The sequence below is a fragment of the Paucilactobacillus vaccinostercus DSM 20634 genome (genome assembly GCF_001436295.1).
Taxonomy (GTDB): domain Bacteria; phylum Bacillota; class Bacilli; order Lactobacillales; family Lactobacillaceae; genus Paucilactobacillus; species Paucilactobacillus vaccinostercus.
This window is the reverse complement of sequence record NZ_AYYY01000025.1, coordinates 67,861-82,722: the sequence shown is the minus strand read 5'-3', so window position 1 is coordinate 82,722 and position 14,862 is coordinate 67,861. Positions and strand designations below refer to the sequence as shown.

The window sequence follows — 14,862 nt, the reverse complement described above, 5'->3', positions numbered from 1 at the left end:
CGTATGTATCGTTATAAAATTACGTTTGCGTATGACGGAACTAATTTTGCGGGATTTCAAGTTCAACCGCATGAACGAACCGTTGAGCAAACACTGCAAATTGCGGTCAATAAAATTGCTAAAAAACCGACGCCACCATTGGGCGTATACGGGTCTGGACGCACAGATGCTGGGGTTCATGCGCTAGCGCAGGTGGCCCATTTTGATCTACCGTTTGATATTCCGGGAGACTCGTTACGGCGGGCGCTGAATAGTATTTTACCGCTTGATATTTTAGTTAAGGATGCGCAGCAAGTCAGTTCTGAATTTCATGCCCGGTATAATGCCCATCATAAGCGATACCGCTACCGTGTATCGCAGGGAGAATTTGTGGATCCGTTCAAGCGAAATTATACCGCGCATTTTAAATACCCACTTGATGTTGCACGGATGCAGCAAGCATGCCAAGATTTAGTTGGTGAGCATGATTTTACTAGCTTTGTCGCTGCTGGTAGCCAAACGAAGAGCAAGGTACGGACTATTTTCGATGCGCGGGTTTGGCGAGATGAGCATGATCAAGAAATTCTATTCGAGTTTTCCGGTAATGGCTTTTTGTATAACCAGGTACGGATCATGGTCGCATTGTTATTGGAAATTGGTAGTAACCAACGTCCCATTGATGATATTCCACGGGTCTTGGCTGCTAAGGATCGAAACCAAGCTCGCGGAACGGCACCAGCAGCTGGATTATATCTAGTTGATGTCAGTTATAATGACTAAAAATCATTGACGAATCACTAAAAATAAAGTAGACTAATCATTGGTATTCTTTAACCGCTTAATAGCCCCGGAAGCTTATTAATTAGTTGAAGAAGACAAGAAATTGGAGGATTTTACATTGAAATCGACATACTTAGCTAAACCAGGTGAAGTTGAACAAAAATGGTACATCGTTGATGCCACTGATATTGCACTTGGTCGTTTATCAACAGTTGTTGCTTCGATCCTGCGCGGTAAGAACAAGCCAACATACACCCCTAATGTGGATACGGGTGACAATGTGATTGTGATTAACGCAACACAGGTTAAATTAACTGGTAACAAGGCTAGTGGTAAGATTTATTATCACCACTCAAACCATCCAGGTGGTTTGAAGCAAAAGACTGCCGGTGATTTACGTGCCAATAACCCTGAAAAGCTGATCGAAACGTCTGTTAAGGGAATGCTTCCTCATAACACCCTTGGTCGTAAGCAAGGATTGAAGTTGCATGTTTATGCTGATGCAAATCACAAGCATGAAGCCCAAAAACCAGAAGTATTAGACATTACAAACTTAATTTAGGGAGGAAACTGAATTGGCTCAAGTACAATATAGCGGCACAGGTCGTCGTAAGAACTCAACTGCACGTGTACGTTTAGTACCCGGTACAGGTAAAATTACTATGAACGGCAAGGATATTACTGAATATATCCCATTTGCTAACTTGCGTGAAGTGGTATTACAACCATTCGACGCTACAGAAACAAAAGGAAACTACGACGTTTTAGTTAACGTTCGTGGTGGTGGTTTCTCTGGTCAAGCTGGCGCAACTCGTCACGGTATCGCCCGTGCATTGCTCAACGTTGACCCAGATTTCCGCGGACCTTTGAAGCGTGCCGGTCTCTTGACTCGTGACGCTCGTATGAAGGAACGTAAGAAGCCAGGTCTTAAAAAGGCTCGTAAAGCTTCACAATTCTCAAAACGTTAATCTTATATTCTCGTTTACGAGAGGCACTTTGCAGAAATGCAAAGTGTTTTTTTTTACCTAAAACTAATTTGCGTCATTGCGCAGTTTAGTGTACGATGGATCGGTGCGAAAAATTAAATAGAAATGAGTTTAACATGCGTGATTTAATTGCAGATCGCCGACTGATGAACACCGTAGAGTGTTTTTTACTGGCTGGGATCTTATTCTTTGGAACGTTACCGATTTTTATTTTGACCTACGCGTATACTGCCATGGTCATGATCTTTCGGGCGTGGTTAAGTCAGTTTAAATTTCAAATTAAATTGACGTTGATGAGCACGTACACAATGGTTTTAATTCTTGAAATTTTATTTTGTGCTCAGGTGACGTTTGGTCATCATTTCTTTTGGGGAACATTGTTTGTTAGTCGTCTTTTTTCTACGGTAATGATCTTGTTGCCATTGGCAGTTGAACGGATTGTGATTATTCATAAGGATGCCGACTCGTACTTGCCGTCTATCAGTGAACTCACCGCTTTAAGTTTTGAGCAACTTAAACATAACCGGGAAGCAATCCATCATTCGATGGAAGAGGCCGAACATGTCCGAAAAACGTTAGCAATTGATAAATTGAAAACAATTTTTATTGATATGAAGCGTCATAGTTCGATTAGATACGTTAATAACGGGACGTTGACAGATGCTTATTTTGATGCCGCGAAGGATGCGTTGACAGATCCATACATCTATATCGTCATCTCAAACACTGGCAGTGATGCCAGCGAAATTATTTCGTTGTTTACGCAAAAGCAGTACAATCACACTTCACTGAGCTTTGACCGCGAATTAAAGACAATTATTAGTTACAACGGTGGGAATAATGTGTATCCACCGGGACTCAATCCGGAAATAGTGGAAGCCTTTCATAAGAAAGATGATGCGTCGGTACTGGTGTATCGTTTGCCGGTTACCCGCGAACAAAAGAAACATATGATTGACCAGATCGAGCAAATTAATCACGATGGGAGTGCCTACAACATTGTGGGATTAGTGGTTAAACGCTCGCTGCGACCGAATATTATGTTTTGCTCACAGTTTGTTTATCGAATGTTAGAGAGTAACGGGTTGGCATATTTTACAAAGCCAGCCGGAAATGTGAAACCAACCGACTTTATTGAGTTGGATTATTATAAGAAAACCGACTTTTGTTATGAGATTAAGTTTTAGGACCGTCAACACGATTAGGTGTTGGCGGTTTTTGGGTCGATCTAAATCCAATTTTTACTGTGAACTTTAACTTTGTGTGGTCAGAGGCGTTTTTTGCCCCCCGACTATTGTATAATCGTATATACGGGGTTCGGCGAGACGACCAAATTGCGTTGAAGAAAACGCACAGTGAGTACTTAATCGGAGGAGATCGTATGCAAAAGACAACACCAAGGACCGTCGCAATTTTAATTCCGGCGCTTGATCCAGATCAACATTTGATTGAGATTATTACAGAATTAGTACATAGTGAGACAGGTAAGACACCGATTGTGGTTGTTGACGATGGTAGCGAGTCACAAACAATTTTTAATGAAATTTTAGGCCAGTTTGGGTCACGAGTGAAGGTATTACATCATCAGTATAATCGCGGAAAGGGTGAGGCACTTAAAACGGGGTTCCGATATCTCCTTGAACAGGACGATATAGTGGGGATTGCAACGATGGATTCGGACGGGCAACACACGGTTGCGGATGTTAATCGATGTATTGCCTTGTTTCAGCGCCAGCCACAGAGCCTTATCCTGGGGGTTCGGACATTTCCAACTGATATTCCTTGGCGCAGTCGGTTTGGTAATCAGCTAACGGAATCGCTTGTCAGAAAACTAACAGGGCTTAAAATTACGGATACTCAGACTGGATTAAGGGTTATCCCGGCGACCTATGCCCGTGATGCATTAGCATTTACCGGTGAACGTTACGCCTTTGAATTTGAAATGCTACTACAAACCAGAAAAAAAGATGTTGCTGTGCTTGAGCAACCAATTCAAACGATCTATATTGACAGTAATCGGGCCTCTCATTTTCGGGTTATTCGAGATTCACTGTCGATTTACCTGCGGTTCGTTAAGTTTGCACTGAGTGGGGCAGCGTCGTTTCTAATTGATATTGTGTTATACACATTGATTGTGTGGCTGACGAAGAGCTACTCACTGGATAGCATTATGGGGGCGACCGTAATCGCGCGCCTACTTTCTTCCATCGCCAACTATATGATCAACCATAAACTCGTCTTCAATAATGAAGGGCACGCAACGTTAGTTAAATATTTTGCATTGATGTGTGTTCAAATGATTGTTTCGGGTTATTTAACGCACGGATTAACCCAGATACTGATGGTCGTTGTTAATAGTGGCCTGATTTCAACGGCTGCGAAAATGATTGTAGATTTCGGTCTCTTTTTAGTGAGTTATCAAATTCAAAAGCGGCTGATTTTCTGCGGAGAGGGACCTCATGGGATTAAGTAGAAAACGAAAAGTGATGTACATTTTTGCCATTGTTCTTTCAGTACTGTATTTACTTTGGCGCGTGTTGTTTACCATTCCATGGCATACCCATATTGGCGTCCTAATTTTTGCGTTAGCCTTGGTGATTAGTGAAATCGTGTCGAATTTGACGGCTTATGTGCTGATTATTTTACGCTTGATGGAAGATCGACATCGGCAAACAATTACCATCCCCGAATATGATCTGTCACAGCCGCTACCAGATGTCGACATCCTGATTGTGACGCACAATGAAGATGTTGCTTTGCTAAAAAAAACGGTTAACGCCGCGACGTTTATCGATTACCCAGATAAGGCCCGCGTTCATATTGTCTTATGTGATGATGGTAATCGACCAGAAGTGGCCCGATTAGCACGTCAATATCATGTTGATTATATTGGAATGACCGGCAACAAGAAGGCGAAATCGGGAAATATTAACCATGCCTTAGCGCAATTGCATGCACCGTTATTTGCAATTTTTGATGCAGATATGATTCCATTTTCCGGTTTTCTGGCCGATACGGTTCCCTTATTTGTCGACAATTTACGCCAACAATCCGTTGATTCAAATACACAGCCATTGGGGTTTGTTCAGACACCCCAGAGTTTTTACAATGCTGATATCTTTCAATTTAATTTGTTTTCAGAAAAAATTGTGGCTAATGAACAGGATTTCTTCTCGCGCGACGTCAATGTTTTAAATGGCTACAATAAAATTGCGTTATTTACGGGATCGAATGCAATGTTTTTACGGCAGGCAGTTAAAGAAGTTGGTTGGTTTCCAACGGATACCCTGACGGAAGATTTTGAGTTAGGGGCCAAAATCAACATTGCCGGGTACGCGAGCTTGGCAACTGCTAACCCTCAATCCAGTGGTATTACACCGGTGGATATTAAGGGAGTTGTCAAACAGCGGACACGGTGGGCGCGAGGCGTTATTCAAAGTTGCCGCAATATTCATATTTTTACGAATCCACGGATTCCATTTTTAAACCGAATTGTGCTCATCAATACTTATTTGTACTGGTGGTCCTTTTTACGCCGGCTGATTTATATTGCGGCTCCGATTTTATATGCGCTTTTTAAATTCCAAGTTGTGTATGCTAACTTCTGGATTTTGATGATCGTCTGGGCCCCCGGGTATTTTCTCCTTCACGTGGTTTTGGGGGATGCGTCCAGCAAAATTCGAAATGAACGTTGGGGAGAAGTGCAGGAAACTTTTTTTGCACCGTACCTCTTTTTACCGGTGTTATTGCAAACTCTACGGATTAAAGCCAAGAAGTTTAAGGTGACTAATAAAAATAGCAAGGCTACCAAGCGGGATCTTCTGTATATTTTGCCGTATCTGTTAATGTGGCTGACCACGCTTGTTGCCATTATAAAATTTAACTACGGTAAGTGGGGATCTGAAATCATTGTCGGGAGTGTCATCACGTTTTGGTTACTGATGCACTTCATTAATCTCAGCTTTTGCCTCTTCATTTCGCTGGGGAGAACAATTTATCGCCAAAATGAACGCTTCGTTCGCAAATTTAATGGCGAGATAAGCATCGATGGACAAGCACAATCGATCCCCATTCGGACTAATGATATTTCCGAAACTGGCCTTTCGTTTGTGACTGTTGATCCACGTATTGAGCTTGCGGTGCAAACCCATTTTACGGGGGTTCTTTGGCACCGCGATCAAACCAAGGTTCAGTTTAGTGGCACGATAGTCCGGCAAACAAAGGATCGGGAGCAGACGAATTTGGGGGCGGTGGTGACCACCACGAGCTTCAAGGATCGTAACTACTTTTTACATCTTGTCTATGATGGAGAAAGTGGCATGTTGCCGAAAGAACAGGATTCTTGGATCACCCCGTTTGATGAATTGAATATGAATTTTACGTTACGACTTAAGCAACTGCAGCGTAAACTTAGTATTTTTACTACGCGTAATTAAACGACCGGGAGGAAAACAACGTGTCAATAATTGGACTTTTGATTTATCTCGTTTCGTTAGTTGGCTTTGTCGGCACACTGCGGTCATTTGGCGTACTCCGTTACCTTTCATGGATTTCGGCAATGTTGCTCCAAGTTCTGATACTGTATGTTATGGCAATGTTCAACCAGCTTAATTTAGGAATTCAATTAGTAGCCTTTCTGGGATGTAGTTTATTTATTATCCGGATGATTTTACTAATGTTTAACATTGGCCGAGTACGGTTTGAAGAACTGCATTACTTTGATGTGTGGATGATCTTGCTAGGATTACTCCTAGGGAAGGTGCTTTATGCGAGTCCCCTGATCCATTATGATAACTACTCACATTGGGCGTTAATCGTGAAGTTTTTAACCTTCGAGGGGCATCTCCCAACGGCAAGCGATCCACTTATTTCGTTTACGTCCTATCCGCCGGAAATGGCATTAATGATGACTAACTTAGTTAAGTGGGTTGGATTTAGCGATGGCACGATGTTACTGGGTCAGTTTATTCTGATTTGGGCATGCCTATATGCGACTTTTGCCGTTGTGCGAGATCGCACTCGTGGATTAATGTCATTTACGTTGTGCTTTGTCATTACAATTACCAACGTATTTAATATTGCAATTCGCATGAATAATCTGCTGGTCGATTATGTGTTACCCGTGCTAACTGCCGCCGCAATTGCCGGTGTCTATGCGTATCGTGAGCACCCCTGGCTCCAATTCGGCCATGTAATGTTGTTTGTCAACGCGCTCCTGCTCGTTAAAAATTCAGGTGGGTTCTTCGTTGCGATGATTGCGTTCTATTATTTGTACTGTATTTTGAAGTATGGCCAGCAAAAATGGCGTTGGCGTATTCCCCGGGCAATACTTGCGACGGGACTGGGGGTTGGCGTTGGGGTACTGCCATTTATGTGGTGGCAACAACATGTGCACCAGACGTTTTCAGGAGTGTCAAAACACCAAATTAGTACGCAAGCCTACTCTAAACAGCTGTCGGGGGAGGATCACACCGTCATTTTTAAGATCGGCAAACACTTTGTTGATCATATTTTAAATTTTGGGTCGCTATCACCCCGTGGTGTGATTCTTATCAATGTCGGATTACTGGTTGGCTGGTTAGTGGTGAGATGGTGGCTACATCATAAAAACCAGTTGCTGACCACTTTGATTGTATTGGATATTACTTTTATTGCATATTATATTAGTTTATTTGCGATGTACGTTGTCTCAATGCCGTACGCAGAAGCCATCTTGTTGGATGGGTTAGAACGATATATGTCGAGCATTGTTATTTTGAGTCTGTTACTCGGAGCTATGGTACTTTTAGTCACGATGGATGATTGTTTATACGAACAACGAATCGAGAAACGGAGTATAAGATCCTTTAGCTCGATTTTTACGAAAAATATGTATCAGATTGCAACGTTTGTGTTAATGATTTTTTCGATTATTTTAATGTTTTCCGAGATTAACGGTATTGAATATAATAATTCGATTGGGAATAATGAGTTACCGGTACAGATGCGAAAAATTGCACGACAAAGTAAGCAGTACAATCATACTAAAATCTTACTGGTGGATCCCCATGCTAATGATGTTGGGGATTACTATGCTGGCTATGTTGGACGCTACTATTTCTTTTCTGATCAGGTAACAGGACAGGAAAATTTCATGATGAGCGCCAAAGAATTTAAAGCAGTGACGCAGCAGTATGATTATATTGCGATTCCCGAGTGGCATCGGACGTTTACAGTGATGACGAACAAGGTTTATCATCAGCACTTTAAGACGGGCCTATATCGGGTGACCAAGCATAAATTAGTGAAAGTAAACCATATTTAAATTAAAGGACTGTATAACTTATCTTTTGTGTGAGTTATACAGTCCTATTTTTAATTATTCAAATAATGGTGGTAAAGTAGCGGTGATCTTGAAGTGATACTTAATCGCCGCAATAATGTGTTGTGCAGCAAATCCATCGCCGTACGGATTTTTGGCAGTTGCCATGGCTTGATAGAGATGATCATCAGTTAGGAGCGCTTGCATGGTTTGCGTAATTATTTGTGGATCAGTTCCCACCAGTTTAAGGGTGCCGGCTTCGATACCTTCAGGCCGTTCTGTTGTGTCACGCAGAACTAAGACTGGCTTTCCAAGGGAAGGTGCCTCTTCTTGAACACCGCCTGAATCGGTCATAATAAAGTAACTACGGGCCGCTAAATTGTGAAAATCAACGACATCTAGTGGATCGATGAGGTGAATTTTAGGATCATCACCTAAAATCTGATCAGCAGTTTGTTGAACACGGGGATTGAGATGAACGGGGAAAATAATTTCGACGTCATCATTTTGGTCAACAACATCGCGAATTGCCTGGAAGGTGCGGGCCATCGGGGCTCCTTGGTTTTCACGACGATGCATTGTGACGAGAATGATCCGGTGCTGAGGATTAATTTGAGATAAAACATCATGGTGATAGTCCTTTGAGACGGTTTCCTTGAGGGCATCGATCGCCGTATTACCGGTAATAAAAATATGTTCGGCAGCATGGTTTTCTTTGCGTAAGTTCGCTGCACTGAGTTTTGTGGGTGCGAAGTATAGATCGGCAATGTCATCAGTAACTTGGCGGTTAAGTTCTTCGGGAAATGGTGATTGTTTATTCCACGTCCGTAATCCAGCTTCCACGTGTCCCACCGGAATTTGATGATAGAAAGCGCTCAAGCTCGCCGCGAAGGTGGTCGAGGTATCACCATGGACTAAGACGATATCTGGGCGAACTTGTTCGAAGACGCTGTTCATCTCGGTGAGTACATTAACGGTGATATCGGTTAATGTTTGACCTTGCTTCATAATATTAAGATCGAAATCCGGTTGGATCTTGAAAATGTGTAAAACTTGGTCTAACATTTCTCGATGCTGGGCGGAGACAACAATCACATTTTCGAGTGTTGGTTCACGTTCGATTTGCTGGATAACGGGGGCCATTTTGATGGCCTCGGGACGTGTCCCGAAGATTGACATTACTTTTAGTTTTTTCATGACTAAATTCCTTCCTCATAATTACAGATTAAGGCAGTAACTTACCTTAACTTCTTGATATGGTAATTAAAGTATAATACAGTCAATAGTAGATACGTATACGTTGGGAGCAGATATTTTAATGGATAGATTAGTATGAAAAAAAGCGGGTTACTATTAGTGATAATGGTGGTTATGATGAGCCTCGTGGGTTGTCAGAAGAGAGCACAAGTCACCATGCCAAAGGGAAATATGAGGCAGATTGTGACGCACCAACAATCGCCATTTTTCAAAGCGCAACAAAAGCGGTTGGATCATTTTGTCGCGCATAAAATGGTCCATCAAGGTGGTATCTATACGAACTTTCGAAAGGTTGCGCATCAAAAGAATGTGGCAACGGGTCACGAAATGTTGTCTGAGTCTTCAGGATTGTGGTTAGAGTATTTAGCCCAAACCCATCAATACCGCCAGTTTCGAGAGTTTTACCGACTAACAAAAAAGCAATTTGATCAGGGCGAACAATTCAGCTATCGTGTTGACCATGCTAATGGTAAGCAATACCACGTGAATGCCACTTTGGATGATCTACGAATTATTAGATCATTACAGTTGTATGCACAATTAACACATAGTCATCGTTATCGGTATGAGGCAGCTAAGCGGTTTGCCTTGCTGAAACGTAATGTGATTAGTGGTGGTCAAGTCAGTGATTTTTACGACAGCCACACTCATCAAAAAAGTACAACGAGTTCACTGGCCTACTACGACCTATTAACGCTGCACTATTTTGAAAAAACAACGGCTAGTGACAAAGTTGCCTACGCACGGCAACTGAAGCTTGTCAAAAACGGTTATCTGGGTGATGCGTTCCCACTGTATAGTGCTAGCTATGATTGGAAGACTAAGAAATATAGTACTGCCAACTTAAATATGTCCGAGAATTTGGAAACAATGTTACATCTTTCCGAGGTTCATCAATTAAATTCGCATACTTTAACATGGCTGAAACAACGGGTGAAACAGCATGATTTAAGTAACGGTTACTCGGTGACGGGGGTCATTGTCGATCGAGGACAGTCTGCGGCTAATTATGCTCTGGCAGCAATGATCTTTGCCAACGAGAATGATAGGCAGAATTACCAACGGGCGATGGCGCTTGTTTTGCAATCACAAGTGACTGATAAAGATTCAATAATTTATGGGGCGTTGGGAGATATGCAGACTAAGGATGCTTATTCGTTTAACAACCTGGTTGCACTTTTAGCTTCATTATATTAAGGATGGTTGGCTTGAATAATTGGATTAAAAATAAAGGGCGTTTAGTAACTAGATACGTATCACCAGCAACCGTTGCGTTAGTATTGGCGGCGATTATTAGCGGTATTTTACTATTCGTACCACCGATTCACGGATTGGCCGACAATGGGGATTTTTACCGGGCAATTTTAAGTAATGGAATTTATCGATTACCGTCATCACATAGTCAGTTTTTAGACTACGTGATCACTAAATTTGGAATTTTTAAATATTTTAATGAAAATAATACGGTTGTGATGTCATCACAGTCATTATTTGTTCGTTTTGCCTTGTTGTTAAATAAGTTATTTTATAGTAGATCGGTGTTCGACTTGCGTTTTATGGGCGCGGTGTACTACGTTTTTTTCTTGGGTGCGGTGTATTTGCTCGCAAAATCGTTGACGTATCCATTCCGGAAAATCAGTAGTTACGTGATTGCGGTACTAGTCGTTGTCATTTTTGCGGATTCATCTTTCACATTGTATTTCAACTCCTTTTTTGGAGAATCCGAAATGTTGATTGCCACAATGTATGCATTTGCGGCCATTATGTTATTGGTAAAGAAATGCTACAAAAGACGGTGGCCAGCACTGCTACTGTTTTTTGTCAGTACTATTTTAATGATTACCAGTAAACAACAAAATGCACCACTTGCATTGAGTTACACTGTTATCGCCATCGGTCTATTCTTTTTATCACATGTGAAGGTTCAAAAAATTATGGTAGCAATCGGAATTGCTGGTATCTTAGCTTCTGGAGTGCTGACCTATCTGGCCATTAATTCAGATTTTAATAATATCAATATGTTTCAATCGTTTACACATGGGGTGCTGGTGGAAACACAGGATCCAAGTAAGAAAATTAAGCAGCAGGGATTGGATGAGGAATTTGCGCTTATGCGATCACAAAACTACTACGCTAAGCAATTTGATGCAGTCAAACCAACCGGAAAATTAGTTCAAAAAAGATTATTATCCAAAATGAATATTGTTTGGATTACAAAATATTATTTAAAAAATCAACGGCAGTTTATGAATTTAATGGATTTAGCGGCCAAGGATATGATGGTTACTCAGGTAAAGGCGGTTGGCGATTACACCCGTGGCGCCGGCCATCGCGCTGGGGCGCAAACTAAATATTTTGTGTTGTATAGCTCGTATGTCGGGGCCTTTTTCCCAGGCAAGTTCGCTTTTATTTGCTTACTAGTAGTGGGCTTCATTACCGTCTATGCGGTGGGAGCGTACGTAGACTTTCGGCAACATCGGTATCAAGGAATTCTCCGCTTTTGCCTCGTTTTAGGATGTATGACGGTGGTCGTTTTTGTACCGATCATTTCGGTCATCGGGGATGGTGATGCGGATTTAGCCAAACATTTATTTATGGCCCCTTTGAGTCTAGATCTTGTATTCATTCTCTTTATTTCTGACATTTTAAACCACACTCTCTGGCATACGAAGAGGGAGGGTGAACAACATGATTAAAAAATGGCGATGGTCAATGATGGTACTGCTGGGCTTACTCGTTTTCTCGATCATAACGGTAATCAAGCCAGTACCGGTAGCGGCGGCAGAGACGAACCGGGTGTTACTTGTCTATGACTCAAAAAATACGGTTGCACACGGCGAGAAGAAAATTGATGTGCTGCAACGAATTTTAACGTCGATGAATTTATCCGTTAAGACGGTCAAAGCGTCAAACTACCATGCTGGTGAACTGAATGCCACCTACACCGGGGTGATTACGATGGTGAATTGGCGTCAGGCCGGATTAAAAAATACGCAATTCGAAACGGACCGAGCACACTTTACGGGAATTAAATTGCACATCGGCGATTGTTTAACAGGAACGGAAGCTAAGGATTTACAAGGGAAGATCAAAGTTTTAAATGAACAACAATTGATCCTCAAAAATGGGAATGATCAACAACTGCTACCCTTTAGTGATCATTTGGAAGTACTCGATCAGCTGCCTGTCAACGCGATCAAGGTTGGCCAGTTAACGTCACAGCAAACGGACCAAAAGACATATGACTATGGTGTGATTGTTGGTAAGAATGCTTACTTGCCGTATTTGAAGACACGGGGACTAAGTTTATTGGTTGCTGAACAAACGATTACACAATTGTTTGGTCAAACTCAACAGTATCAACCGTTATTAACGTTTACGGATGTCTCGCCATACGCAAATTTGAAGGTTCTGGACCAGCTTAGTGAGTACTGCTATAAGCGAAAGATCCCATTTGCAATCAGTACCACGACGGTAGCAGATAACACTGATTTACAGGCATTTGCCCAATTTACGGCGTTTTTACGCCGAATCGAGAAACGTAACGGCGTGATCTTTGTACAAGCACCCGTGATTGGTGGTGCGACGCAAAGTGATGGACAAAGGTTAAGTGAGATGTTTACGAGCTATCTCGTCAGTTTTTCACGGTATCAAGTTTATCCAGTGGGGATTAGTGCACCGGGGTACTGGAATCAGGATCAAGTATTACGACGAAATTCACTCGCCAAAGCCAACCACTGGCTATTATTACCGAACACCGACGTCACGTACTTGAAGCAGGATAATAAAAGTCAGGTTGCTAACCAAAGTTTCATGGCCGTATCGGCTGCATCTTTGACAACTATTCAGAATCAATCCCAAATTAAATTTAACGTTCCGACAGCCGTTACAGTCCTGGTGCCATCGAGTATGAAGAAAATCCACATCGTGGAACGTGAAATTAGTGGACTCGGATTTCAGTGGTTTAACTTCGCACAATCAAAGACTTCGACTGAGATTAAGTCCGGCACCACGACAGTTAATTATCGGCAGGGTAAGTACTATGTAAACGGTAGCGAAGAACCGATTACGATGAGTGATCAAGCACATACAAAGGAATCGGTACAACCGAAGACTAAGGTGCTCTTCAAATCATTCTTTAAGACACAGGGCCAAATTATTGGTGTCTTCTTCGGCATTGTATTCATCGTGTTATTGATTTTCATTTTGATTGGTCGACGAATTTATCGCAATATGTTTAAACGTTAGGATGTGAGGAGTATTACTACATTAGACTTTTTTTTGATGGTGGCGATTATTTCCATTTGGGGGATTTTAATTGTTAATTTAGTGCTTACAATTGCTGGCTACACTTGGTACTTAAAGCAGGTTAAACAACCGACTCCGCAGTTGCCTAAGCGACCGCCGTTTGTATCGATCATGGTACCGGCTCATAACGAGGGAATTGTGATTGTAAAGACGGTGCTATCGCTACTGAGTTTTGATTATCCGCATGATCGTTATGAGATTATTGTGATTAATGATAATTCTAGTGATAATTCCGCGGAATTATTAGCTGAGCTGCAAGCCGAGTTTTCTGAAAAGCGACTCAAAGTTATCAACACGGACAAAACCAATGGTGGCAAAGGTAAGTCCAATGCCTTAAATATTGGATTGACCCACGCGCGCGGTAGTATCATTTCAATCTATGACGCCGATAACACACCTGAACATGGGGCGTTAAGAATCCTGGTCGCACAGTTGTTATCTGATGATCGCTTAGCCGCGGTGATTGGCAAGTTTCGAACCCGTAATAAAAATGCCAGTCTGCTTACCCGGTTTATCAATATTGAAACGTTGTCCTTCCAATGGATGGCGCAGGCCGGTCGTCAACATCTATTTCACCTATGTACGATTCCTGGGACGAACTATGTTATTCGGAGGAACGTGTTAGAAAAGGTAGGCGGCTGGGATGTTAAGGCACTCGCCGAAGATACGGAAATTAGTTTTCGGGTCTACCAAATGGGATACCGAATCTTCTTTCAACCACGAGCCGTAACTTGGGAACAGGAACCGCAGACGTTGGATGTCTGGTTTCATCAGCGGACTCGGTGGGTGAAAGGTAACATCTACGTCATTATCAAAAACGTGAAACGGTTGTTTCAAAAAAAGGGCCGACCGATTCGTTTCGATATTTTGTATTATCTATCGGTCTACTTTTTACTGATGCTCTCGCTGATTTTGTCGGATACAGTGTTTGTATTATCCGTTGCGGGGATCGCACATTCAGATTTGCAGGGATTCAGTAACGCATTATGGCTTTTTGCAATTTTGATGTTTGTCATCAGTACGTTCACGACGATTACGACGGAAAAGGGTGAACTGACCGCTAGCAACTTATTAATTATTGTGTTTATGTATTTGGTTTATAGTCAAATGTGGCTGGCAGTAGCCGCATACGGAATGGTGGGGTATATTCGTGAACAAGTATTTCATAAGCAGGCAAAATGGTATAAGACGAAACGTTATCAGTAGGGCTTGGTGGCTCTTTTTGGTGACGTTCATTGTCGGGTGTGGTAT

At 42.1% G+C, this 14,862-nt stretch carries 12 protein-coding genes; 11 read left to right on the top strand and 1 reads right to left on the bottom strand.

Features of this window, described 5'->3' with window-relative positions:
* Nucleotides 1-3: 3 nt before the first annotated feature.
* From truA to FC26_RS05560, 7 genes are all read left to right on the top strand, one after another.
* Entirely contained in the window at nucleotides 4-759 is a 756-nt protein-coding gene (gene truA / locus FC26_RS05590) for a tRNA pseudouridine(38-40) synthase TruA (RefSeq protein WP_057778594.1), read from the top strand.
* 118 nt (nucleotides 760-877) lie between these two features.
* Nucleotides 878-1,321 (top strand): 50S ribosomal protein L13, encoded by a 444-nt coding sequence (gene rplM / locus FC26_RS05585; RefSeq protein WP_057778592.1) that lies wholly within the window; start codon nucleotides 878-880, stop codon nucleotides 1,319-1,321.
* A 13-nt stretch (nucleotides 1,322-1,334) separates the two neighbouring features.
* Nucleotides 1,335-1,727 carry a 30S ribosomal protein S9 gene (rpsI, locus tag FC26_RS05580; protein ID WP_057778590.1) on the top strand — a complete coding sequence of 131 codons (393 nt, stop codon included), beginning with the start codon at nucleotides 1,335-1,337 and terminating at the stop codon, nucleotides 1,725-1,727.
* 134 nt (nucleotides 1,728-1,861) lie between these two features.
* On the top strand, nucleotides 1,862-2,932 hold the full coding sequence (locus tag FC26_RS05575; protein WP_057778588.1) for a hypothetical protein: 1,071 nt from the start codon (nucleotides 1,862-1,864) through the stop codon (nucleotides 2,930-2,932).
* A gap of 194 nt (nucleotides 2,933-3,126) precedes the next feature.
* Nucleotides 3,127-4,218 carry a bifunctional glycosyltransferase family 2/GtrA family protein gene (locus FC26_RS05570; protein ID WP_057778585.1) on the top strand — a complete coding sequence of 364 codons (1,092 nt, stop codon included), beginning with the start codon at nucleotides 3,127-3,129 and terminating at the stop codon, nucleotides 4,216-4,218.
* On the top strand, nucleotides 4,205-6,181 hold the full coding sequence (locus FC26_RS05565; RefSeq protein ID WP_057778583.1) for a glycosyltransferase family 2 protein: 1,977 nt from the start codon (nucleotides 4,205-4,207) through the stop codon (nucleotides 6,179-6,181). The genes FC26_RS05570 and FC26_RS05565 overlap by 14 nt, the downstream gene beginning before the upstream one ends.
* Before the next feature lie 20 nt (nucleotides 6,182-6,201).
* A complete protein-coding gene (locus FC26_RS05560) occupies nucleotides 6,202-8,049 on the top strand; it encodes a hypothetical protein (RefSeq protein WP_057778581.1) in 1,848 nt (615 codons plus the stop codon).
* Nucleotides 8,050-8,103: 54 nt separating this feature from the next.
* Here the strand turns inward: FC26_RS05560 and wecB are convergent, their stop codons facing one another.
* The gene (wecB, locus tag FC26_RS05555) at nucleotides 8,104-9,243 is read right to left on the bottom strand and encodes a non-hydrolyzing UDP-N-acetylglucosamine 2-epimerase (protein ID WP_057778579.1); all 1,140 of its coding nucleotides are present in this window, start codon (nucleotides 9,241-9,243) and stop codon (nucleotides 8,104-8,106) included.
* A gap of 135 nt (nucleotides 9,244-9,378) precedes the next feature.
* Here wecB and FC26_RS05550 point away from each other — a divergent pair, with 135 nt between their 5' ends.
* The 4 genes from FC26_RS05550 to FC26_RS05535 are packed head-to-tail and all read left to right on the top strand — an operon-like array spanning nucleotide 9,379 to nucleotide 14,817.
* The gene (locus tag FC26_RS05550; protein WP_057778576.1) at nucleotides 9,379-10,500 is read left to right on the top strand and encodes a hypothetical protein; all 1,122 of its coding nucleotides are present in this window, start codon (nucleotides 9,379-9,381) and stop codon (nucleotides 10,498-10,500) included.
* 11 nt (nucleotides 10,501-10,511) lie between these two features.
* Nucleotides 10,512-11,999 carry a glycan biosynthesis hexose transferase WsfD gene (gene wsfD / locus FC26_RS05545; RefSeq protein ID WP_235809477.1) on the top strand — a complete coding sequence of 496 codons (1,488 nt, stop codon included), beginning with the start codon at nucleotides 10,512-10,514 and terminating at the stop codon, nucleotides 11,997-11,999.
* Nucleotides 11,992-13,551 (top strand): hypothetical protein, encoded by a 1,560-nt coding sequence (locus FC26_RS05540; protein ID WP_057778572.1) that lies wholly within the window; start codon nucleotides 11,992-11,994, stop codon nucleotides 13,549-13,551. The genes wsfD and FC26_RS05540 overlap by 8 nt, the downstream gene beginning before the upstream one ends.
* Before the next feature lie 36 nt (nucleotides 13,552-13,587).
* The gene (locus FC26_RS05535; protein ID WP_057778570.1) at nucleotides 13,588-14,817 is read left to right on the top strand and encodes a glycosyltransferase family 2 protein; all 1,230 of its coding nucleotides are present in this window, start codon (nucleotides 13,588-13,590) and stop codon (nucleotides 14,815-14,817) included.
* Nucleotides 14,818-14,862 lie beyond the last annotated feature (45 nt).

Excerpts from the sequence above, each read along its gene's own strand:
- FC26_RS05575 (WP_057778588.1), top strand. The coding sequence starts at position 1,862 with ATGCGTGATTTAATTGCAGATCGCCGACTGATGAACACCGTAGAGTGT.
- FC26_RS05570 (WP_057778585.1), top strand. The coding sequence starts at position 3,127 with ATGCAAAAGACAACACCAAGGACCGTCGCAATTTTAATTCCGGCGCTT.
- FC26_RS05565 (WP_057778583.1), top strand. The coding sequence starts at position 4,205 with ATGGGATTAAGTAGAAAACGAAAAGTGATGTACATTTTTGCCATTGTT.
- FC26_RS05550 (WP_057778576.1), top strand. The coding sequence starts at position 9,379 with ATGAAAAAAAGCGGGTTACTATTAGTGATAATGGTGGTTATGATGAGC.
- FC26_RS05535 (WP_057778570.1), top strand. The coding sequence starts at position 13,588 with ATGGTGGCGATTATTTCCATTTGGGGGATTTTAATTGTTAATTTAGTG.
- FC26_RS05540 (WP_057778572.1), top strand. The coding sequence starts at position 11,992 with ATGATTAAAAAATGGCGATGGTCAATGATGGTACTGCTGGGCTTACTC.
- wecB (WP_057778579.1), bottom strand. The coding sequence starts at position 9,243 with ATGAAAAAACTAAAAGTAATGTCAATCTTCGGGACACGTCCCGAGGCC.
- truA (WP_057778594.1), top strand. The coding sequence starts at position 4 with ATGTATCGTTATAAAATTACGTTTGCGTATGACGGAACTAATTTTGCG.